Here is a 24,222-nt window from a genome sequence, read left to right on the forward strand (position 1 = left end):
CCTATCTCCCCTAGCCAATATAATCGTGTTATGATCCAGGAAATAATATTAAAAAATCTCCATATCCTTCTTCTGTCAATTTTTCTTTAGGGATGAATCTTAATGCAGCGGAATTAATACAATATCTTAACCCCTTTGGCCCCGGACCATCCTCAAATACATGCCCTAAATGCGAATCACTTTCTCTGCTTCTGACTTCGGTCCTAGTTTTGTGATGGCTTACGTCTAGACGTTCCGTGACACTTGCTGACATCACAGGTTTTGTAAAACTTGGCCAGCCGCAGCCGCTGTCATACTTATCCTTTGACGTAAATAACGGTTCTCCGGATATAATATCCACGTATATGCCATCTTCAAAATGATCCCAATATTCGTTACGAAACGGGGGTTCAGTACCGTTTTCCTGGGTAACTCTGTACTGAAGCTCACTTAATTTTTCCTTCAAAGCCGTCCGGTCTTTTGGCCAGTATTGCCTCTGAAACTCTTCTCTTTTCGAGCCCGCCGGTATAGAGCATAACGAAAAGGATTTTTCTTATGGAAATCCTGGTGATATTCCTCTGCACGAAAGAATTCCGAAGCTGGAAGTATCTCTGTTACAATAGGATTTTTAAACCTTCCGCTTTCCATCAATGCCAGCCTGGACCCCTCTGCCTCTATTCTCTGAACTTCATTATGATAAAAAATAACGCTTTTATACGAACTTCCGCGATCTGTAAACTGGCCTTCGGAATCTGTTGGGTCTATTTGCTGCCAATACACTTCAACTAATTCTTTATAAGAAATAATAAGAGGATTATACACGATTTGTACAGCTTCATAATGGTCTGTGGTTCCTGATTTTACTTCTTTGTAGGTCGGATTCTTTTTTCTGCCGCCTGTATAGCCTGAAACCACGCTGTGAATCCCTTGACGCTCTTCAAATGGGGATACCATACACCAAAAGCAGCCACCAGCAAAAGTAGCAAGTTCAAGCATTTCATAACCCATCGAGCTGATTCTCCTTCTTCAAAAGATTGTAAAATAAGTATTTATTTTAACAGAACTAGAAATTATTTATAAATTAAGGAGTCTTGAACATATTAAATTTATAAATACATATACCCTGAAAGTTCATTCCTGAGACTATACAGAAAGTGGGAAAAATATGAATTACCTCATTTCAGTGCTCGGTTTAGCGGTTGTCTTTGTACTAGCATTATTAGCAAGCAGCAACCGTAAAGAAATTAAATATAAAAATATCCTTTTAATGCTTATCATTCAGTTAGTATTAGCTTATATTCTTTTAAATACTAAGTTTGGGTTAATCATCATCCGTGCCATTGCCCGTTTATTTGAAAAGCTATTGGAATATGCAGGAGAGGGCATCAATTTTGTTTTTGGCGGTCTAATGAATGAAGGTGCCTACACCTTCTTCCTGAATGTGCTGCTTCCTATTGTATTTATTTCCGTCTTGATCGGAATTTTGCAATACACTAAAATACTGCCCTTTATCATGCGTGGTATCGGTTTTGTATTAAGTAAAATTAATGGTATGGGCAAACTAGAATCTTATAATGGAGTTGCTTCGGCAATCGTCGGCCAATCCGAGGTATTTATTACCGTTAAAAAGCAGCTAGGCAGGCTTACGCCTCAGCGTCTGTATACCCTTTGTGCTTCAGCTATGTCAACAGTATCCATGTCTATCGTCGGAGCCTATATGACTATGATTGACCCAAGATATGTGGTAACCGCTATTGTTTTGAACCTATTCGGAGGGTTTATCATTGTATCTATAATTAATCCTTACACAGTCGGAAGTCATGAGGATATTTTGCAAATAGAGGAAGCAGAGAAACAGTCCTTTTTTGAAATGCTTGGAGAATATATTATGGATGGTTTCAAAGTTGCGATTATAGTCGCCGCTATGCTGCTTGGTTTTGTGGCTTTAATTGCGCTTATTAACAATCTATTTGCTTTAGTATTTAACCTGACATTTCAGCAAATTCTCGGCTATGTATTCTCACCGATAGCCTTTTTGATGAGTATTCCATCGGACGAAATTGTGAATGCAGGTGGAATTATGGCTACAAAGCTTGTTACCAATGAATTCGTGGCCATGGAACAGCTTTCGAAAGTTGCAGACCAGTTTTCTACCAGAACCCTGGGAATTATATCTGTATTCTTAGTTTCATTTGCAAATTTTTCTTCCATCGGAATTATTGCCGGTGCGGTTAAAGGACTGAACGAGGAACAGGGAAATGTGGTCGCGCGGTTTGGATTAAAACTCTTATACGGAGCTACATTGGTAAGTGTGCTATCCGCTATCATAGTTAGTTTCGTGCTTTAATTATCTCTATAAACGGCGGATGCCTAAATGTGCGACTTCAATATCGCATGACTATACAGCGGGTGTTATAGACCTGTAAAAAGCCCTCCCTTCTTTACTATATCAGAATAACAAAAACCCTCTGCCGAAGCTGACAGAGGGTCTTTTTTATTTATTCATTTGTGCAAGAAAGTCTCCCAGAAGATCCTCAAGACCTTCTTCTTCTACAGATTCTTCGGACTCATCCTGATTTTTCCTTGCCTTGTTCCAATCAAAGTTACTTAGATCATCATCTGAGAAGTCCGTTTTTGCTTCTTCTGCAGAATAGCGGGGTTCTTCTTCGATGCGCTCCTGCAGATTATTATCAGCTTCCTCAGCCCTTTTCTTCGGAATAATCTTTGGTTCTTCCTGGAGATATAATGCCTGATCTATATCTATTGCATTACTGTTCAGTGCTGCGAGCAAAGAAGCTGCCCGAATCGGATCAGAAATCAGCTGATACAAGATACTGCCCAGCAGTGCCTCGGAATGCTCATGCTTAAGCCAGTCTCTTTGCGCCTTGCTCAACTGTTTGGGTATCGGGATGCTGATAGTCTCCCTGTCTCTCGTCAGGGTATGGCTTACACCATTCATGACAAAATCAGCTATTTTACTGGAAAAATTTCGTTTTTCAGTTTCCTTCAACTTTTGCAGCTGCTTAATAACATGATCTGGTGCATCTGAAGGGATGCGGAAGGACAGAGCTTGTCCTCTCTTAATCCCGCTTGATGAACTTGTACTCATAGTATCACCCTACTAAGCTTTTACAGGCTTTTTTTCCTCGCCTTTTTTATCTTTTTGATCTTCCTTTTGTGTTCTGCGAAGATGATCAGAAATCAATTTATAATAAGCGTTAGCCATCATCCAAATGCTTTCCTTTTCATCTTCAAAGAAATCAATATTATATCCATCAAGGTTATTATTTAAAGTTTTAAGATAATCCTTAAGAATATTGGAGCCTCCGCCTACAAAATAGCAAATTTCAGTCTGAGAATTCTTTGACCACATATTTCTCAACAAACGATATTGCTTTTTAGCAAGTTCAAGCAGAATACGATCAATAATATCATGTACACTCGTACGGCTTCCTTTAACCATGATGTGGTTACGGTCATTCTTTTTGGTAATAATCTCAACCACATCACGGCGGCTGTCGAGTTCTACTCCATGCTTGCTTCTGATTTCTTCACGAATCTGCTCAAGAGCTGCAGAGACTCCCAAATTAAATCCTTGGGCTTTATCATCATCTACATTGCGGTTCTTAATGACAGCGATATCAGTTGAAAGACCGCCAATATCTTGGATAAGGATACTTTTATTAACTAAGTCTTTATTGATAATGTTTAAGTTGTTATCCATCACTAGATTTATAAAAGCCGCGAAGCCTTCCGGATAGACCTTCACATCTTCAAATTTGATATTAACTTTTATACCCTGATATTTAGGTGTTACCAGGAATTCCACCTGGTGGACTGAGCCTAATAATCTAGAACGGTAGCCGGCATCTTTTCCTTCTTTTACTTCACGAAGCGGAAGCCCTGTTCCAAGTATATAGTTTGCGTCAATTACATTATTGGAACGGTTGAATAGAGTTGAGTTTTCTTCTCTTACAGCATCAAGTGCTAGAGAGGCAAACAGCATGACCAGCGTCTGATCTTCTTCTGACTTACTGCTTCCTGGATCTAACTCTGAAGTGTTATCGCTTTTTGTGGCAAGCGTTCCAACACGGTAAATAGCATTATTTTCACTTAATGCAGGTGAATGAAGTCTGATATGTATTCCGTCTAGAGGATCTTTGCTATTCAATTCTTCAATTCCAATAATAGGACGATCTTCAATATCTCTCGCTATGGCATTAGGTATATTAAGTTCGTGGTCCAAATCTCCGAAAATAGCTTTTAACGAATCATTTCCAACATCAACTGCAGCAACTCTGCTTTTTCTCATTTAAACCTATCCTTCCCTATTAAAATCTAAATTTACTAAAGCTGACTAAAAGCTTTATTACATTCTATGGTAAATGAATTCTCTGAAATTTACAATGGACTTTGGAAGGACTTTCTTTTGTTTACAAAACTGTAAACATGTACACAATATTGTAAACTTCGAAGATAATTATGTATATATCCCGTCGTATCAACATGTATACACATTTGTTTACATGTAAACATTTTTCGTATACATTGTATACATTTTTGTATACTTGTACACGCTTTTTGTATACAAAAATATTAGCTTGATTTTATTCCAAACATTTCCTTTTATTACCCCGGTAAATACAAATAAAATTTATGATTCTTATTAAATAGATTTTAAAAAAGCCACGGGAAATCATTAGTAAAATTCCCGCGACTCTTTATAGTATGGTTTAAGAGATTCTATTAATTTCCTGTATGACTTCTTGCTTTATTTTTTCTAATACATCGCGATGGAGAGAAAGAGACTCCTTCTCTGCCCTTTCTTGAATCATTCTTGCTTCTTTTAGGAATGCAGTAGCTTCCTGGATTTTTGTTTTATACCTACCAGCAACATCTGCAAGCTGGACAGCGAATTTTTCGTCAGTACCATCCGTTATAACCGAGCCGTACATATCAATGATCCTATCATTTTCTCTAACTGGAAAATACTCGTGAGGAGCCGTACTATCAAAGATAGCAATTCCCAATTCTCGTAAAATGACCATATCCAGGCTGTTAGGATCAAAGCCACAATGATAAACCTCTACATCAAACCCTTTATGCTCCGCCTGTTTTGCGAGCTTCTTCAGAAGAGTCGACTTCCCTGAGCCGGGCCGGCCCTTAATAAAATAGCGGTTTTGGATTTCCTCGGTTAAAACGGGTACAAAATCAACTGAACCATGAGGAGTAGCAGCTCCTAAAAACCTATGTTTAACTACCGATTGTTTATTTAGCACTTCTTCCCCTAAAAAAGAATGAATCAATTCATCTGTTAATGTATCAGCTTTGGCAAAGTCCATATTATGAATATAGAACTCTTCCCACTCATCATGAATTTCAAGCGCTGTTGAAAAGGAGTCATATGCTTGGTTGCATTTTTCTTGAATTAGAGCTGTTATGTTCTCATCTTTATGGTTTTCAGGCTGGATATTAATAATTGCTCTCCTGCAGTTAAGTGAACGGGCGCCCTCTGCTATTATTTCTTTCACCACACCTATCCCTAAAGAGGGTACAATAACTCCATCAAGTCGTTTACTGTCAAAAGGGCTGTGTATAAACTCTACATTATGCCCCGTTTCCACTAACTCCCTGCCTATCCCCTCGATCAAATTAGAGCCTTCTGCGCCCCACTGACTATTAATCACAAATAAATGTTGAAGATTTGGAAGAGCTGATTCACTTATGTTAAAAAAACCTCTTGCTGTGTGACCGCAAACAAAATAATTTAGAACTTTCCCTGTCATTTATCCTCACGTCCTTATCTAATGATTGGAGTGATTTCCCTTTGCACGATTTAGAGTATGTAAGAATAGCTGACTAGGTGAATACCTATTTAACCAATAAGTTTGAATGAATTACCAAACTTATTGGTTTTTATAATCCTATAATTCCCTAAAAGCCAGGTTATCGACACACAAAGGCTATGTGATCCAATGAATATAAATACATGTATAAAAATTAACTCGTGCCATTTTCGAATACACCCTTTAAATGACAGGACTTCCTTTCTAACATCTTACTGGTCACACCTAGTCATAAAGCAAGTACGGGAAATCGGATGTATTATGGAAGGATGCACGTTTTTAGTAAATAAGGGGAGTAGTAGGGAATAGCTCAAAAACTCCTTTAAGCAGCGTTTGAAGCGCTCTAGGAAAGCAGGCAGACTTCGATGTCTAATGATTTATAAATTTATATAAAAGAAAAAAAGAAGATTAGTCCCGGCTAATCTTCTTTTTAATCATATATTCTTTTTTATAAATACAACCTTTAAATAATTCCCCTCAGGAAACTCTTTAATCGTTCTAAAGTCCTCTGGAAGAGAAAATTCTTCTAGTACGGTGTATCGGCTGTTAGATTCTTTGAAGGCTGCATCAATAAATCCTTTAAACTTGCCCATCCCAAACGAACTGGCGTTAGTAGAAGCAACGATTATCCCGTTGTTTTCAGTAATGGCTATGGCTTCCTTCAAAAGATTTTTATAATCCTTTTCCGCACTGAAAACAAATTTCTTGGATCTTGCAAAGCTTGGTGGATCCAGGATGACCATATCAAATTTCAGGCTTCTCTTAACGGCGTATTTAAAGTAGTTGAACACGTCTTCTACTATAATATCTTGTGCTTCGTAATCAATTTCATTGATACTGAACTGCTCAATGGTCTTGCTCCGGCTCCTGTTAGCCAGGTCAACACTTGTAGTTTTTACAGCCCCTCCAAGGGAAGCAAATACAGAGAATGCACCTGTATAGGAAAAGGTGTTTAAAACGCTTTTACCGTGGGCATATTTATCTCGTATTGTTTTACGGACTTCTCTTTGATCAAGAAATACACCTACCATTGCGCTTTCATTCAAATAAACAGCAAAGTTTACACCATTTTCTTTTACAATAATCGGGAATTGCCCTCTTTCTCCTGTAACAAAGTCATCTTCTTCAATGTATTGACCCTTGGTATCAAACCTTTTCTTTTGGTAAATCCCTTTAAAGTCGACCACAGTCTGCAATGCATTGATAATATCTTCATGGAAATGATAAATTCCCTGGCTGTACCAGTTTATTAAATAATAGCCGTTAAAATATTCAATGGTAATGCCGCCTACGCCATCGCCCTCACCATTAAATACTCTAAAAGCTGTTGTTTCTGAATTGCTGAAAAACGTCTTTCTAAGCTTGATTGCTTCTTTTAACTTATGTTCAAAAAATTCCTGGTCAATCTGTTCCTTTTCGTTACGGCTGATCGTCCAGCCAAAGCCTTTATTTTGCTTGCCATAATATCCTTTTGCGATAAACTTGTTCTTCTCGTCTACAAGGTTTACGATAGCTCCCTCTTCCTTAAGATCATCCAGATTAATGATCGCTTCCTTTAAGATTAAGGGATACCCGCTTCTATATTTACTTACGAAATTGGGCTTTATCTTTAACTGAATTAGTTTTTGCATCTTTTCATCCCATCTATTATTTAATTCTCTGTCCCTATTTTACACAAAATTGAATGAGACGAACCAAAAAAAGGATTATTTTAATGGCAGCACTCCTCAATTCGAACGATTCATTTAGCCGCACGAAATAAAAATTGTATTTCGTATTGCTAGTTTGCTATATTTATTGAAACTGAATTTTCTCAAACTTAGAGGAGATGTGTTCGTGTGAAAAAGTCCTATGTTTACATTTTTCTTATCTTGGCCAATTTGTTCTGGGCCGGAAATTATGTATTTGGTAAATATGTGGTAGCTGAAATGGCTCCTCTCCAGCTCACCTTTTCACGCTGGCTGATTGCTGCACTTCTATTATTCCCGCTTGCCCAGATGATAGAACGTCCGAATTGGAAGACAGTATGGAAGGAATGGAGAATCCTTGTTGTTCTATCTATACTTGGCATTGCAGGCTATAACTTTCTGTTATATGAAGCGCTCAGGTTTACAACCTCATTGAACGCGGCGATAGTAAATTCCATGAATCCAGCACTCATCGTCCTATTTTCATCCCTGCTTTTGAAAGAAAAAATCTCTAGGATTAATAGCTTGGGCCTGATTCTTTCCCTGTTAGGAGTCCTGATTGTGCTCACAAAGGGACAGCTTCAACAAATTTTCCACCTTGATTATAATCAGGGTGATCTTATTATGCTGGCCGTGATTCTGGTTTGGACATTGTATTCGATCATTGGGAGAAAAATTAAGCATATCCCGCCTATTTCGGCTACCTCTGCTTCCGTTCTAATTGCATTAATCCTTCTTCTCCCATTTGTCCTGATAGCTGATTTTGATTACTCATTAAGCAGTAACGCATTAATAGGTGTTTTATATATTGGGATATTTCCGTCCGTAGGATCCTTTATTTTTTGGAATGTATCGATCAATCAGGTTGGTGCCAGCAATGCTGCTATTTATTTAAATTTACTCACTGTATTTACTGCAATAATTAGTATATGGACGGGAAATTCTATTAGTATTATACAAATCCTTGGTGGTCTTCTTGTATTTATGGGAATCTACTTAACCAATCAACAAAGGGCCAAAAAGCCAGCTAATCTTTCATAATATTTTACTAGAATTATATTTCCCGGGTAATGTTTGGACATTTGCTGCTTTTAGCTAGACATACATAAAACTTGAACTTATTTAATCAATAAAGGGGTAGAAATGATGCTGCAATGCCGCGAAGAGGTTCTAAATTTTACGAAACAGCTTGTTAACATTGAGAGTATTGTGAATACGAATGGAGAAAAAGTGATGGCTCACTCCTTATACACCCTGCTCTCTTCTTTTCCCTATTTTACAGAGCATCCTTCTCACGTAACTCTCAGTCAGACTACTGAAGATGAACAGGAACGATATAATGTATTGGCCTTTGTAAAAGGCACAAAAGGCAGGAGCAATCGTACAGTCATATTGATGGGCCATATGGACACAGTGGGCATTGATGACTTTAATCACTTAAAAGCTCTTGCCTGCTCCCCAGAAGATCTACATAAAGCACTATTAAATGAGCAGCTCCCTGACTCCGCTAAAGAACATTTAGAGTCCGGCGGCTGGATGTTCGGCAGAGGCGTTCTAGATATGAAGAGCGGCATTGCAAGCCATCTGTACCTGATCAAATATTTTTCGGAGCATCCCCACGAATTAGACGGAAACCTGGTATTCTTATCAGAATGTGATGAGGAGGACGGTTCACATGGTGTTCTTTCTGCGTTAAAAACCTTTAAAAAATGGAAGGCAGACCATGGATTCAACTATGTAGCAGCCATTAATGCTGATTTTGTTTCCCCTCGGTATGATGGTGACGAGAACCGTTATATTTACAAAGGAACAGTTGGGAAGCTTCTCCCCTCCTTCTTCATTACCGGAGCTGAAACCCATGTCGGATCCTGCTTTGAAGGACTAGACCCAAACTTTATTGCTGCTGAACTAACCAGGCAGATAAATTACAATCCAGAGCTCTGCAATGAAGCATTTGGTGAGACTACGGTTCCTCCAGTTTCTTTGAAACAAACAGATCTTAAACCTTCTTATACGGTTCAGACGGCACTTTCTGCTTATGTTTATTACAATTTTTTTATACATTCATGGTCACCGAAAGATGTGCTCTATAAATTAAAAGAACAGGCTGAGATTGCATTCAGCCATGCATTGACTACTTATAATGCACGGTATAAACAATTCTGCACGCTAAGCGGGGAACCCTATAAAAATCACCCTTGGCAGCCGAGAGTTCTTACGTACGAAGAGATGGAAGATTTACTGGTAAAGGAAAATGGTGATTCTTATAGCAATCATATGACAGATTTTAAGCAAATACTTTTATTAGATACTGAATTAGATACCCGCATGTTTGCTGCCAGAGTGGTCGAAGAAGCGTGGAAATGGATGAGAGATAAAAGTCCTGCCATTATCTTGTTCTATTCGTCTCTTTATTCTCCCCGGATTGAATTATCAGGAAAAACAGATGACGAACAAGCATTGATAGAAGCACTGGATCAAGCTGTCGAGGAAATGCAGCCGAGTTATCCGCATCCCATTGTCACCAGGAACTTCTTTCCCTACATCTCAGATATGAGCTTCATCGCACTCAGCGATGATGAGGAAGGCATAAATGCTGTTTCTAAAAATAATCCCGGCTGGGGAACCAAGCATTACGTTGAATATAAAGATGTCCGCGAATTGAATGTACCTGTTATCAATATCGGGCCTTATGGGGTTGATGCCCATAAAAAGCTGGAACGAATGGAAATGTCGTATTCGCTGGAAATTGTGCCGAATTTAACTTATAAGGTTATTGAACGTCTTCTAAAATAAACATAAATATTGCGGGAGGGACCTGTTAAAGGTCCTTTCTTTTATTCACCTCATGCGCTAAGAAGCTGATTTAAATTATGGTAAAGTCATTAAGAACACCTTTATAAGGGCGGACGAACTCTCTCTATATTGAACAACATATTCTCTTATGACTCTAAAAAAGCGCAATCCTCTTAAAATTAGATTTCCCCTCTTAAAAATCGAATTTCACTCTTAAATTTTAATTTTCGCACTTAAAATTTAAAATCTGATTCTGCCCCTTAAATTCGTAAAAACCCTCTTTAAATAGTACTTGCTTTCCCCTACCATATACCACAGAGTCCTAGAATAATAGATTTACAATAAATTTCGCTTTCTGAAACAGAAAATTTACGCTTAGAGGTAGTTTTTGCGTATTTAACTCACAGCTAAGCCGCCTATTCCTGGCAGAATGGCAAAGATAAAGGCAGGTCCCTCATAACAGGGCCTGCCTTTATCGTTAATAATTATGCTGTTTTTCTTTCCAATTTAACAGCCGGGCTGTTCCATGTTTCAAACCAATTTTTAACGGCAGTGATCATGATGATAACGCCCAGGACTAGCATAATGATCGACAGTGCAGCGTTAAGGACGCTGTATCCAGCAGCAGCTGAATTGAGGTAGACATTTTTAATCATCCAATATCCTGCATAGTTAACTGTTACATATAGATATGCCAGTGGAATCAGGCAAGTCAGCATATAACGGCGTTTGTCTGCAATTCTTAGAATGATGGTAGCTCCGATAATAAGTCCGATTGAAGCCATCAGCTGATTGGAAACTCCGAACAATGCCCATACAGATCCAATGTCTCCTGAGAAGAGCAGGTAACCCCATAGGAAGCAGGCTAATGCACTAGCGAAGATGTTACCAGGAAGCCAGTCTACCCGCTTAAGCGGCTTATAGAAAGTGCCTCCGAAGTCCTGTATCAAGTAGCGGGATACACGAGTACCTGAATCAATAGCTGTTAAGATGAATAATGCTTCGAACATTATAACAAATTGGAAGAAGAATGAAGCAAGATTACTGAACCAAGGAATCTCTGTGAAGATATAAGTCATACCAACAGCAAGTGTAACAGCACCGCCCGTACGACCTTCCAGGCTCAACCCGATTTCTTTGCTTAATTCCTGAAGATGAACCGTTTGCATTCCTAATGTTTTAAATACTTCAGGTGTTGAATTAATGGCGAAGTAGTCGGCCGGCTGAAGAGCCGTTGCTGCTACTAGAGCCATGATTCCTACCACACACTCTACGAGCATAGCACCAAATCCAACGACTTTAATGTCATTCCAGCGGTCAAGCATTTTTGGTGTTGTCCCAGACCCTACAAAAGCATGGAACCCAGAAATTGCTCCACAGGCAATTGTAATAGAAATGAATGGCCAGACCGGACCGGCAAGGATTGGGCCGCCGCCATCTATAAATTCTGTTAGAGCTGGGAATTGAATGGTTGGGTTCACTACGAATACTCCAATGATTAATGCCGCAAATACACCGATTTTCATAAAGCTGCTCAAATAATCCCGTGGTGCAAGCAATAGCCATACCGGCAATGCCGCTGCAAAAAATGCATAGATTGGGAGAATAATTGATAATTGCTTTACATCAAGTGTCAGCAAGTCGCCTAAGAATGTTCCTTGAATATAAGGTCCAAAGAAAACGGCAAGCATTATCAACACAAACCCTACAATAGAAGCTGCTTTTAAATTGCCAGTTTTTCTATGATACAATCCGACACCCATTGCAATCGGAATAGTGATCCCTACAGCGAACGTTCCCCATGGATTATGTTCTAATGCATGAAGAACAACCATGGATAAGCCAGCCATTGTGATCGTAATGATAAACAACATAGCCAGACCGGTACAGAAGCCGGCTACAGGGCCTAATTCTTTCTTCGCAACCTCTGCTAAGGACTCGCCGTTTTGGCGCATTGAAGCGAATAATACCACCGCATCATGAACGGCTCCACCAATCACTGCACCAATTAATAGCCAAAGTAATGAAGGCAGATAACCGAATTGAGCGGCAAGGATCGGCCCAACAAGTGGACCTGCTGCAGCAATCGCTGCAAAGTGATGTCCAAAAGCGACCCATTTATTTGTAGGAACATAGTCTTTTCCGTCATCCAGCGCGTGGGCTGGCGTTTGTTTAGCTTCATCCATCTGTTTTAATTTCAAGACCTTAACGGCCATAAACGTACCGTATAATCGGTAAGCTATCATAAGAATACATATTGAGCCTATTACCATTGTAATCGCATTCATTTTTAAGCACCCCCATAACTTTCTACACCCTGAATATACACCATGAAAACAAACTGATAGCGTTTTCATAACATTAAACCAGATAATAACGATGAGTTGCAGAAATAGGGGGTTAAAATGCAATACAAGCGTTTTCAAATACGTGCAAGCAACGGCTAAATTACGGATGAACTTGTGCAGTAACTAGTTTTCTGAGTCATATAATTGCTGAATACAGCTCCACCAGTTTCATCTAATAGCCTATTTTTTTGATTCTCCTCTAGATTTATTCAAAAAAAAGGACAATCCATCAGACCGCCTCATGCCTTGCACTATTAGGCACATTTGGAAGCAATCCTAGATTGTCCTAGGTTAAAAACCGAGCAGATGCTTTAAATCTTTAACATATGTACGGCTGACAGGAACCTTCGAGCCGTCCTTCATCAGCAAATTATAGGTAGAATTGAACCAGGGTTCGATTTCGGCTATATGGTTTAAGCTTACAAGATAACTCCGATGAACTCTGACCAGCTGCAGTGAACTTAGTTTTTTTTCAACAGCAGATAAAGTAGCTGGAACCATATATTGGGAATCCACCGTTTTGATAAGTGTCTTTCCTTCAGCTGTAGCAATATAAGCAATTGAGCTTTTATCTACCAGTACAATCTTGTCATCAGCTGTTACTGCAAGCTTGCCTACTTGAGGTTCTGTTTTTGGTCTCAAGCCTGCAGCTGCTGCTGGCAGTTCCAATCCACCTATCGTACTTATGGTTTTTATTTTATCAAGGGTTTGCCTGATCCGGTTCTCATCAAACGGCTTTAACACATAATCAACAGCATTTAATTCAAATGCCTGCAGTGCAAATTCATCATATGCTGTTGCAAAAATAATGGCCGGAGCATGCTCCATTTCTCCAATCTTTTCTGCAGCATCTAGCCCGCTATCCTCGGAAAGCTCTATATCCAGGAAAACTAGATCCGGTTTTAATTGCTTGATCTGTTCAAGTGCATCAAACATACTGCTTGATTCACCGACAACTTCTACTTCCCTGGTCCTTAATAAAAGATATCTCAATTCATCTCTTGCCAGCGGTTCATCATCCACTATAAATGCTGTCATCATGATAATCATATGCTCCTTTTTTCTCTAGAGGAATACTGATAGAGATCGTTGTACCTTTCCCTTCTTTGCTTTTAATTTCAAACAAAGCTTCTTTGTTATATATCCCTGTTAAGCGTTCCCGGATATTAACGAGTGCTGTTCCTGTCCCAAGCCTCGATTCAACCGCCTCTTTTCCTAATACATCCAGTTTTTCAGGAGGAATGCCCTTTCCATTATCACTTACTGTAATGTTCACAAAGGATTCATCTGAAAAGACCTTCACAGTTACCTTACCCTTGCTGTTGGATCTTGCAAAAGCATGTCTGATGCTGTTTTCAACAAGCGGCTGAAGTATAAAAGGCGGAACAAAGCTTTTTTCAAGGCCTGGCTCCATTTCAAATATGACTTCATATCTATCTGGAAAGCGAGCCTGTTCTAGCGATAAATAAGCTTTCACATGCTCCATTTCTTTGTCTAATGGAATTAGAATCTGCCTCGCTCCCTGCAGATTGCTTCTGAAAAATTGGCTCAGCTCTAATAATAACTTCCGTGCCTTTTCTGGGTTAGTCCGGCACAAAACAGATATAGTATTAATGGCATTAAATAAAAAATGTGGATGTACCTGTGCCTGGAGGGCTTTTATTTCTGCATTTTTAAGTAATTTACTCTGCTGTTCTGCTTCAGCAAGCTCCAGCTGTGTCGAAAAAAGATTAGCTAGGCCTTCAGCGAGCTCCTTCTCTCCTTCGGTAAGATCTCCTGGGTTATTAAAATACAGTTTTAAAGTACCCACCGTTTTATTATGAACCATTAAGGGCAGAACAACGGCTGCTCTTAGCGGACAAGGCTCATGCCTGCACAGGATTTCTTCGCGGCTCCTCGCCGTAAGCACCCGGCCTTCCCTAAGAACTTTTTTCGTCAATTCTGTAGAAAATCCTTTAGTCGGAACATGATGATCAGAAGCCGCCCCCACATGGGCAAGCACACCCTCTGAATCAGTGATGGCTATGGCGTCTGCATCTGTCAGCTGAAGCATAATATCGGCTACCTCTCTGCAGGATTCCGGATTTAATCCCTGCCTAAAAAAAGGAAGCGTACGGTCAGCGATGTAAAAGGCCTTGCTTGTCTGAAGAACTTTTGTACGTTCCTGCTCACGAAATATGAATTGAATGATCAGCATAAATAGAAGCATACCCAGCCCGTTTACAGCAACCATGGGAATACCTATCACCTTAACTAAATCCCACGCTAGTTCAAACGGGCGTGTTACCAGCAGTATAATGCCCATTTGTGTTACTTCCATCAACATGCCGATTCCTACAGCAAAGGTTGGTGTAATAGGTGTTTTCTTTCTTCGAATCATGCCGAACCATCCAGCAGCTCCTCCAGCTAATATGGCTGAAATGGCACAAGCTGCGGCTGTGAATCCTCCAAGAAAAAAACGATGCACTCCTGCAATCAAGCCTATACCCAATCCGACAAGAGGACCTCCAAGAAGTGATCCTATAGCAATCCCCATAATTCGGGTATTAGCAATGGCACTGTCCGGCTCAATTCCGATCAGCCAGCTATTTTCCGCGGCAGAATTTGCATGTATTTGTATGCCTGTATAATTGCTGATCACCCCAAACAATCCAAAAAGGGCAATCAGCATTAATTTTTCTGCAGCACCTTGATCCTTATGAATGATCCGCCGGAAGGATTTACTTTGTGAAAGAAGGAACACCACAATTAAGATCACTCCAACCCGCTCAATCATCAATGGAATAAGATTTATCATTGTTCTTCACCTTCAAGCTCATTAGTTATTACATCTTACAACACACGGTCCTTCATGTCGAATAGAGTAAGGAGAAGGACTAATGATTCTCGGATTGCACTCAACCATAAAAAAAGCCAGAATCCATGAAATGGATCCCGGCTATATAAAAAAAAATTAAGTTGTCTGCGCTCTTAAGACTCCCTTACAGACTGCCTGCCTTAAAGGTATCTCCTCCTTCTATGGTGCCGGATTCAAATCCCTTATAAAACCAGCGCTTCCTCTGCTCAGACGTACCGTGTGTAAAGCTTTCAGGAACTACATGTCCTTGAGCTTTTTTCTGAATGGTATCATCACCGACAGCGCTTGCTGCATTTAAGGCTTCTTCAAGATCGCCCTCTTCCAGCAGATCCATTCCCTGGGCATGATGTGCCCACACGCCAGCCAGGTAATCAGCCTGTAATTCAAAGCGGACTTGATATTTATTGTACTCTGTCTGGCTAAGTCTTTGACGCAGAGGTTCGAGCTTATCTGTGGTTCCTAAAAGGGTTTGGACATGATGTCCGACTTCATGGGCAATTACATAAGCCATTGCGAAGTCGCCTGGAGCCTGGAATTTTTGCTGAAGTTCGTCATAAAAACTGAGATCAATATAGAGCTTTTGATCGCCAGGACAGTAAAAGGGCCCCACCGAGGAACCGGCTGTTCCGCATGCGGACTGAACACTGTCTGTATATAGGACCAGGGTCGGCTCTTTATATTGTAAACCTTCCTTCCTGAATTGTTCTGACCAGACTTCCTCCGTATCTGCCAGTACCACTGATACAAAGTCGGCGAGCTCCTTCTCCCGCTCGGATTCTTCGTAAGGTGCACCCGAATTTGAACCTGGATCTGTCATGTTCATATTGTTCAAAAGATCGCCTGGATTGCCTCCCATAAGAGTTATTATCAGTACAAGGATGATCCCGCCGATTCCGCCTCCCATGATTGTTTTACCGCCCATGCCTCTTCGGTCCTCGACGTTCGCGCTTCCTCTTCTGCCCTTCCATTGCATTGTATTTCCTCCCCTATTCAATTTTGGAGTTATTAACAAAATATAATTTACTATTGTGTTATACCCGGGATGAGCTATTTCTAAAGCTTTAACAGCCGTTCATTTAATTTCCAATTCTTTTGACCGGGCGTCAGTTTTCTTTTTAGAGGGGGAGGTTAGTACTGATCCGTACTTCTAACTCATATCCGGACTGGCCCAATTAAAGTAAAGGTTGAATAGTTGTAATAACTGCTGCCATGTAAAAAACCCAGTCTAATAGACTGGGCCGCATTTAATTATTAATTGAAGGAAAATTTATATACCGTTTCAGATGTATATACTTCATCCTTTTCTAAAATAGCGGACGGAAATTGCGGATGATTTAGGGAATCTGGGAAACCTTGTGTTTCTAAGCATATTCCTAAATACTCCCTTGAGGCAGTTCCGCGAATAGAGAACCCGGCTTCTAATTGATTGCTTGTGTATAGAACAACTCCAGGTTCAGTAGTCTCAATAATAAGTTTACGCCCGCTCTCTTTATCATACAAGTGAATTTCGTTGTTTTGATGTTCATCTAATAAAAATGGGTGATCGTAACCATTTCCAGCCAGGATATTTTGAGGATGAGCTGACTCTGTTCCATCCTTAATTTTTCTTCCGGATCTAAAATCAAATGGAGTAGAATCTACAGAAAGGATCTCGCCTGTCGGAATTAGTTCTTTATCAAGCTCAAGAAAACGGCTGCTCTTTAGCGTCAGAGTATGATTTAGAATGTCCTCTTTTAGATTGCCGCTCAAATTAAAATACGTATGGTTGGTAACATTCAGGACGGTTTTTTGATCACTGACTCCTTCGTATGAAACCTTGAATTCGTTTTGGTTATTAAGCTCGTACACGACCTTCATATTCAGATTTCCTGGGTATCCTTCTTCTCCATCCTTGCTAAGATACTTGAATTCTAAACTGATAGATTCCTTTTCTTCCTTTACATCTGCTTTCCATATTACTTTATCAAAACCCTGCAATCCTCCATGAAGATGATGTCCGTTATTGTTCTTCTCCAAATGGTACGTAGTCCCATCCAACGTAAACTCAGCATTTGCAATCCTGCCAGCATGCCGGCCTACCACAGCACCAAAATAAGGGGAGTGCTGCTGATATTCTTCAAGTGTATCAAACCCTAACACTACATTTTCAAAGCTTCCGTTCCGTTCTGGAACTATAATCTTCGTAATAATGCAGCCATAATCAATAGCAGTTACCTCCATGCCCTGATCATTTACCAGAGTATAGGCTGTAACCGTCTGGCCGTTTTGTTCTGCAAATTTCTCCTTTAATACTCTCATTTTTTTTGGACTCCAATCAAAGTAAATTCTTTCAGACTATATATTCTCTTTTTAACACAGATATAATCCTCAAGTTCTTCAATACGATCTTAGAACATGTTATATGATTCCTAGTATACACTTTATGAAAGCGGTTTTCTCTTTTAAATCACTTTATGGGAATCTAGTTAAATCTCAGCTAAAATCATCTCTTATACTCAAAAAAGTCTCTCCTTCAATGAAGGAAAGACTTAAATCGTCACTACTCGATTTATTTCTGCTGCTTCTAAAATCCCAATGATAACTTTCAGCGATGCCAGCGCATCCTCTCCTGACACAACAGGATCTTTGTTAAAGAGGATACAATCAATAAATGCGTCAATTACTCCACTATTTGTCTGGTGATCATTCGTCTGTATGCTTTCTAGCATATAATTCTCTTTCTCACCATTGTTAAAAATCACTTGAAGCTGGTATTCTTCGCTATGATATACTTTCAAGATGCCTTTTTCGCAATAAATGATGGTGCTATTATCTTCTTCTCCATAATATGTCCAGGAAAAAGAAGCTGTCCCTAAACGTCCTTGTTTTGTCTTTAAAGTGCAGACGATGTTATCACAAACTTCTATAGGATGACCTTTTTCATCCACTTTGTCTAGTGCGCCTTGAAATGCACTGACCTGCTCAATGTTATCATTTAATAAGTAATGTAATAGATCAATTTTATGTATACCCAGATCACCAGCAACACCAAATCGGGAGCGGTCTTTTTTAAAAAACCAGGTGGAGTTTGATTTATTAACACCCCAATGTTCCGGTCCCTTGTGTCCAAAAGTGGTTTTGAATGTAAGAACTTTACCGAGAGCTCCGCTATCAATCATCTCTTTTGCCTTTTGGTGGGTACGGGTGAAACGTTGATTATGATCTACCATTAGAACTTTCCCGGATTTCTTTTGAGCTTCGATTATTTCTTTTGCATCTTCTATTGTTAGAGAAATCGGCTTTTCACATAACACATGCTTACCGTTAAGTAATGCTTGGGTGGAAAATATGTGATGATATTCGTTGGATGAGCAATCACTGACGATTTGGATTGAAGGATCATCTAATAAATCTTCTACAGAAAGTGCCACAGTACCGCCAAACATTTCTGCCAGCGCTTCGGCCCGCTCGGGGTTTCGGTCATAGAAAACAATATCGTCCACATATGGGTTGACTTTATATTCAGGCGCATGACGAAATTTTGTTATGGAACCACATCCAATAATCCCTGCTTTTAATCCCAAATGACTGTCCTCCTATTCTCTTTTTTGGAATAACACGGCAACGATAATAATGGACCCTTTTACAAATCCTTGTAGATGAGGTGAAACGTTCATTAAATTCATCATGTTATTCAAAATACCGAGAATCAGCACACCAAAGAATGTTCCGATAATTTTGCCGCGGCCGCCTGTCATTCTTGTGCCGCCAATTATAACGGCTGCAATTGCATCTAATTCATATTGAACACCAGAGCTCGAAGAGGAGATTGAATTAAGCCGGGATGTTTCAATAATCGCTGCCACACTTACTAATAAACCTACCAGGCTATAGACCCCCAGCTTGACACGGTCCACACGAATAGCGGATAAAAGCGCTGCCTTTTCATTGCTTCCAAGCGCATACACATATCTCCCAAAGCGTGTTTTATGCATGAGGACATAAACAAGGACTGTCATGATCAAGAAAATAATGATCGGGTAATCAATCAGCCATAAATCACTGTTAGCAATTGCGGTGAAACCTGATACTTCTCCTGATACACTGCCTCCTTCGGCAATATATAATGCAATTGAGCGTGCTCCCGCCATCATGCCTAAAGTAGCAATGAACGATGCAATCCTGCCTTTTGCAACCATTAATCCATTTAAGAAACCTGCTGCAGATCCCACGAATAATGCTGTTAAAATGGCAACAAGAATACTCCCGGAAGCATTTAACGCTAACACCGTTATAACACCGACTAATACGAGGACAGACCCTACCGATAAATCAATTCCGCCTGAAAGCATAACAACAGTCATCCCTAAGGCAACAATCCCAATTATCGAAACCTGCATTAATATATTCAGCTGATTATTGATATCAAGGAATCTAGGACTCATAATCGAAGCTGCGATAAAGATAATTAAGAAGGCAATGATTACGCTGTATTCTGACCACAGCCAGGAGAGGCGGGTTTTTGTATTTGAAGTTTGCTGATTATATTCTTTTAATTGTAAATTAGCCAATTTTTTCGGCCTCCCTTTTTGAGCCAGTTGCATAACTCATAATTTCGTCTTCCGTTGCTTCCTCTCCCTTTAACCGGGCTGTTATTTCCCCTTGGTACATAACATAAATATTGTGGCAGACCTTTAGAACTTCCGGAGCTTCAGAAGATAGAATAATAATGGCTTTTCCCTGCTCAACCAGTTCGTTTATATGGTGGTAGATCTCCTGCTTTGCTCCAACATCAATTCCCTGTGTAGGATTATCAAAAATAATGATATCTGGATTAACTTCCAGCCATTTTGCAATAATCACCTTCTGCTGATTGCCTCCGCTTAGCTTGTCGATTGTAATTCGGGGATTGTGTACTTTTATATTTAGTTTTTCTTTATAATATTGAAATTTTTGATGTTCCGCTTTCTCCTGGATCAAGCCGGTCTTTTCAAAGTTCCGCATTGAAGCTAAGCTCATATTATGTACGACGCTTAAATCTTTAATAATACCATTTTCTTTTCGATCCTTTGGAACGAGACCTATTCCTGCTTTTATGGCTTTACTGGGATGATCTATTTTGACCAGCTGATTATTTATTTTTACTTTGCCGGTATACTTTTTTCGATAACCAAACAAGCTTTCAAAGAGTTCTGTCCGGCCGTCTCCGGCTAAACCGGTAAAGCCTAGAATTTCACCTTTTCGTAATGTGAAATTTATATTATTAAATAGTCCTTCACTTGTTAAATTGCTAACTTCAAGCAGCACTGGTCCTAGCGAATGATCATGCATGAACCGATCTTCTGAAATAGATTTTCCAACCATCAGTCTGGTAATGGTCTCCAAATTTTCATCTTTCATAGATCCGGTCCCCACAACTTCCCCATCACGGAGAACGGTATACCGATCACAAACTTCCTTGATCTCTTTTAGTTTATGGGAAATATAAATGATTGAAACTCCCGATTTTTTTAGATTTTTCATTAACTTGAATAGACGCTTAACCTCGTGTTCCGCCAGTGACGAAGTTGGCTCGTCCATAATGATCAGCGAAGATTTATGCAGCAAGGCCTTGGCAATTTCTATTAATTGTTTATAGGAAGTATCCAGATTCCGTACATATTCTTTTGGATTAATGCTGACTCCAAGCTGAGACAGGACATTGCTTGTCTGCCTGCACATTTCTTCCACTTTTAAAAACCCTATTTTATTCTTGAGTTCTGCTCCTAAAAACATATTTTCATAGACTCTCAAATCAGACACTACATTAAGTTCCTGGTGTATAAAGCTGATGCCCTGATCCTGAGAAACTCGTGGATTATTCATTTTAACTTCTTTTCCGTTCATCATAATAAATCCATTATCCGGCTGGTGAACACCGCCTAAGATATTCATCAAGGTGGATTTCCCCGCTCCATTCTCACCAAGCAAAGCATGGATTTCACCCTTCTGTACCTTCAAAGTTACGCTTTTTAAGACCGGTACACCGTTGAACGATTTTTCTATATTGCTCATGGTTACAAAAGGATTCACAGACATATCATTTATCCCTCCTTTATAGGAAAAGAGGAAATACCATAGCTGTTTGCAGCAAGTATAGTATTTCCCGGCCATTATTTAGAATTTAGAATTTAGATTCAGGATCATAGTGATCATCAACGTTATCTTTTGTTACCTGTGTGGCTTCTTTTACCACCATTTTTTCTTCGGATTTGGAACCTTTAGCGATCTCTGCAGCAATTTTCACTGCATCTTTAACCATGGTTGGCGAGTATAAAAATGTAGCCTTAATTAAGCCATCTTCTTTCATATTCTCAAATACTGCCTTGCCTCCGCCTGCACCCGTAATAAATTTAATATCTGTACGGCCAGCTTCTTTTATAGCCTGCAGCACGCCTAGTGCCATGCCGTCATCTTGGGTGAAAACAGCATCAATGTGAGAATTAGCCTGCAAAATATTTTGCATAACTTCTAAAGATTTTTCAGTAGAGAAATCACCGCTTTGAGAGGCGATCACTTCAATGCCGTCAGAGCTTTCCATTGCTTCTTTAAACCCTTTTCCACGCTGTTCAGTAACTGAGCTCGGCGGTCCTGTGATTTCGACTACCTTTCCTTTTCCATTTAACTTTTCAATAAAATATTTTCCAGCGTTTACGCCAATACCCTCGTTGTCACCTTTAACAACAACAGTAGCTGCATCATTTTCTAGTTCACGGTCAACAATGACTAAAGGAATGCCGGCATCTTTAATTTTTTGGCCTACTGGAGTAAGTGCAGCGGACTCGATTGGTAGCATAACGATGACATCAACATCCTGCGAGATTAAATCATCGATGTCATTTGCCTGTTTGTTGGGATCCGTGGCATTTGTAAGCACATAATTAATACCATCACTTTTCTTTAAGTCTTTGGCCTGCTTCTCAGCACTATCAATTAATGCACCCATCCAACCATGTGTTGCAGATGGAAGAGAGATACCGATTTTTAGTTTATCGTCTCCCTTGCCGCCATCACCACTGCCTTTACTGCTGCTGCAAGCAGCCAAACTGAATACTGTCATCACACACATACATAACACTAATAATTTCTTCAAAACCATTCCCCCCTTAACTTTTAAAAAAAGCTCCCCTTATATGTAATCGCTTTCTTTCACATCTAAGGCCAGCGTTCTATCATTAAAAGTGTTCAATAACAGAACGCTAATCTTAGCTGTGATTTAATCTCAAGTCGATTCACGAATGACTAATTCGTGATCTAAGATGATGCTTTCCACCTTTTCCCCTTTAATCTTATTGATCAGCATCTTTGCTGCAAGTGTACCCATCTTATACATAGGCTGGGCAATTGTAGTCAACGTTGGATTGGTCATATTAGAAAAGTCAATTTGATCGAAACCGACCAGGGCTATATCATTTGGAACCTTTAATCCAAGGCTGTTTATTTCTTTGAGGGCCCCTATTGCCAACAGATCTGATACAGCAAATACAGCAGTCGGCCGCTTCTCTAGGTTCAAAATCTTCTTCATGGCCTGCTGGCCATACTCTAAACCTATTTGCTTAGTATGAAAAATATAATCTTGATTAATAGATATGCCATGTTCTTCTAATGCTTTTTGATAACCCATTTGACGCTGCCGCGCATATAGATATTTCTCATCTGTATTGATCAATGCTATTTTGTTGTGGCCCAGTTTGATGAGATGTTTAACTGCCCTAAAAGATGCGCCTTCGTTATCTATTGTTACAAATGGTATACCGCTATCAATTGTATACTCGCTGCATTGAATAATCGCATGGTTTTCAGACAGTGAAACTAACGTCTCTATATTAACTGCCGGATCCATTGAAATAATGCCATCAGCCATTTTCTTTCGTACTAAATTAAAATACGTATTCTCTCGTTCAGGATTAGAATCAGTCTGGCATAAGAGAATATTATAATCCTGGCTGATTGCGATATCCTCAATTCCTCTTATGATTTCTAAGTAGAATGGGTTTGAGATGGTAGGGATCAAGACTAGAAGAATTCGGCTTTCTGAGGTTCGCAGATTCCTGCCCAGCATGCTGGGTTCATAATTCAGCTTTTTGATTGCCTGTTCCACTTTAATCCTTGTCTTTGGAGATACTGTCAATTGTCCGTTTACCACTCTAGATACGGTTGCTACCGAAACTCCTGCCAAACTGGCAACCTGCTGTATATTTGCCATCTGAAACCCTACTTTCTATCCATACACTTATATGCAGCAAAAATGTAATCGATTACATTTACATGGTAATACATTCCAAATTTTCTGTCAATTAAATTTATGCTAGCAAAAAACGTTGAACTTTTGGGTAGTATAGCTTTTTTTTAGGTTAGGCAGCATTCGATTTCAGAAATTGTTATAGGATTATATTATTAACCGCTGAATGGTTTACTAAAAAACATGATTACTGGGTGTACGGTTATGTAATCAATTACATTTATTATTATAGTAAATTGGTCTGATAATTGAGCAGTTGTTCTTGTTAGGCCTCACTCTGTACATCGTGCTATACTTTCTGGTACATTGATATAGTTATATATTATAATTATTATCTTAGTTAACTATTTCATTCTATAGCAGGTGCTATACATAGCAAAAGTGAATGCGTATGTATTTTCTCCCTACTGAGTAATGAATCTATTCGGTTATGGGAGCAGAACCTGAG

The 24,222-nt window shown here is 39.5% G+C and carries 17 protein-coding genes and 1 pseudogene; 3 read left to right on the top strand and 15 right to left on the bottom strand.

Features of this window, described 5'->3' with window-relative positions; translation table 11 throughout:
- Positions 1–28 precede the first annotated feature (28 nt).
- Positions 29–987, bottom strand: a pseudogene (gene msrB / locus JOC77_RS14015) (peptide-methionine (R)-S-oxide reductase MsrB).
- Positions 988–1,144: 157 nt separating this feature from the next.
- Here msrB and JOC77_RS14020 point away from each other — a divergent pair.
- Positions 1,145–2,326, top strand: a complete 1,182-nt coding sequence (locus JOC77_RS14020) for a NupC/NupG family nucleoside CNT transporter (protein ID WP_204544234.1) — start codon at positions 1,145–1,147, stop codon at positions 2,324–2,326.
- Positions 2,327–2,473: 147 nt separating this feature from the next.
- On the opposite strand, the gene JOC77_RS14025 is transcribed toward JOC77_RS14020, so the two are convergent.
- From JOC77_RS14025 to JOC77_RS14040, 4 genes are all read right to left on the bottom strand, one after another.
- A complete protein-coding gene (locus JOC77_RS14025; protein WP_204544235.1) occupies positions 2,474–3,088 on the bottom strand; it encodes a hypothetical protein in 615 nt (204 codons plus the stop codon).
- A 12-nt stretch (positions 3,089–3,100) separates the two neighbouring features.
- The gene (locus JOC77_RS14030) at positions 3,101–4,291 is read right to left on the bottom strand and encodes a ParM/StbA family protein (RefSeq protein WP_204544236.1); all 1,191 of its coding nucleotides are present in this window, start codon (positions 4,289–4,291) and stop codon (positions 3,101–3,103) included.
- A 421-nt stretch (positions 4,292–4,712) separates the two neighbouring features.
- Positions 4,713–5,765 carry a hypothetical protein gene (locus JOC77_RS14035; protein ID WP_204544237.1) on the bottom strand — a complete coding sequence of 351 codons (1,053 nt, stop codon included), beginning with the start codon at positions 5,763–5,765 and terminating at the stop codon, positions 4,713–4,715.
- A gap of 494 nt (positions 5,766–6,259) precedes the next feature.
- Positions 6,260–7,456 carry a class I SAM-dependent rRNA methyltransferase gene (locus JOC77_RS14040; RefSeq protein ID WP_204544238.1) on the bottom strand — a complete coding sequence of 399 codons (1,197 nt, stop codon included), beginning with the start codon at positions 7,454–7,456 and terminating at the stop codon, positions 6,260–6,262.
- Between the two features lie 207 nt (positions 7,457–7,663).
- On the opposite strand from JOC77_RS14040, the gene JOC77_RS14045 reads away from it, so the two are divergent.
- Together JOC77_RS14045 and JOC77_RS14050 are read left to right on the top strand one after the other, a co-directional pair.
- Positions 7,664–8,554 (top strand): EamA family transporter, encoded by an 891-nt coding sequence (locus tag JOC77_RS14045; protein ID WP_204544239.1) that lies wholly within the window; start codon positions 7,664–7,666, stop codon positions 8,552–8,554.
- Positions 8,555–8,659: 105 nt separating this feature from the next.
- Positions 8,660–10,309, top strand: a complete 1,650-nt coding sequence (locus JOC77_RS14050; protein ID WP_204544407.1) for a M20/M25/M40 family metallo-hydrolase — start codon at positions 8,660–8,662, stop codon at positions 10,307–10,309.
- A 485-nt stretch (positions 10,310–10,794) separates the two neighbouring features.
- Here the strand turns inward: JOC77_RS14050 and cstA are convergent, their stop codons facing one another.
- From cstA to JOC77_RS14100, 10 genes are all read right to left on the bottom strand, one after another.
- Positions 10,795–12,597: a carbon starvation protein CstA gene (gene cstA, locus JOC77_RS14055; RefSeq protein ID WP_204544241.1), complete on the bottom strand. Its 1,803-nt coding sequence runs from the start codon at positions 12,595–12,597 to the stop codon at positions 10,795–10,797.
- 351 nt (positions 12,598–12,948) lie between these two features.
- A complete protein-coding gene (locus JOC77_RS14060; protein WP_204544243.1) occupies positions 12,949–13,698 on the bottom strand; it encodes a LytR/AlgR family response regulator transcription factor in 750 nt (249 codons plus the stop codon).
- A complete protein-coding gene (locus tag JOC77_RS14065) occupies positions 13,673–15,454 on the bottom strand; it encodes a sensor histidine kinase (protein ID WP_204544245.1) in 1,782 nt (593 codons plus the stop codon). The genes JOC77_RS14060 and JOC77_RS14065 overlap by 26 nt, the downstream gene beginning before the upstream one ends.
- Positions 15,455–15,638: 184 nt before the next feature.
- A complete protein-coding gene (gene ypfJ, locus JOC77_RS14070; RefSeq protein WP_204544247.1) occupies positions 15,639–16,487 on the bottom strand; it encodes a KPN_02809 family neutral zinc metallopeptidase in 849 nt (282 codons plus the stop codon).
- 278 nt (positions 16,488–16,765) lie between these two features.
- Positions 16,766–17,812 carry an aldose epimerase family protein gene (locus tag JOC77_RS14075; protein ID WP_204544249.1) on the bottom strand — a complete coding sequence of 349 codons (1,047 nt, stop codon included), beginning with the start codon at positions 17,810–17,812 and terminating at the stop codon, positions 16,766–16,768.
- A gap of 230 nt (positions 17,813–18,042) precedes the next feature.
- Positions 18,043–19,077 carry a Gfo/Idh/MocA family protein gene (locus JOC77_RS14080; protein WP_204544251.1) on the bottom strand — a complete coding sequence of 345 codons (1,035 nt, stop codon included), beginning with the start codon at positions 19,075–19,077 and terminating at the stop codon, positions 18,043–18,045.
- A 12-nt stretch (positions 19,078–19,089) separates the two neighbouring features.
- Complete coding sequence (locus JOC77_RS14085; protein WP_204544253.1) at positions 19,090–20,064, bottom strand: ABC transporter permease; 975 nt, start codon at positions 20,062–20,064, stop codon at positions 19,090–19,092.
- Positions 20,057–21,571 (bottom strand): sugar ABC transporter ATP-binding protein, encoded by a 1,515-nt coding sequence (locus tag JOC77_RS14090; protein ID WP_204544255.1) that lies wholly within the window; start codon positions 21,569–21,571, stop codon positions 20,057–20,059. Before JOC77_RS14090 ends, JOC77_RS14085 begins: the two co-directional genes overlap by 8 nt.
- A gap of 85 nt (positions 21,572–21,656) precedes the next feature.
- Positions 21,657–22,631 carry a substrate-binding domain-containing protein gene (locus tag JOC77_RS14095; protein ID WP_239558762.1) on the bottom strand — a complete coding sequence of 325 codons (975 nt, stop codon included), beginning with the start codon at positions 22,629–22,631 and terminating at the stop codon, positions 21,657–21,659.
- 123 nt (positions 22,632–22,754) lie between these two features.
- Entirely contained in the window at positions 22,755–23,738 is a 984-nt protein-coding gene (locus tag JOC77_RS14100; protein WP_204544260.1) for a LacI family DNA-binding transcriptional regulator, read from the bottom strand.
- Between the last annotated feature and the right edge of the window lie 484 nt (positions 23,739–24,222).

It is taken from the genome of Peribacillus deserti, assembly GCF_016909175.1.
GTDB lineage: Bacteria > Bacillota > Bacilli > Bacillales > DSM-1321 > Paraperibacillus > Paraperibacillus deserti.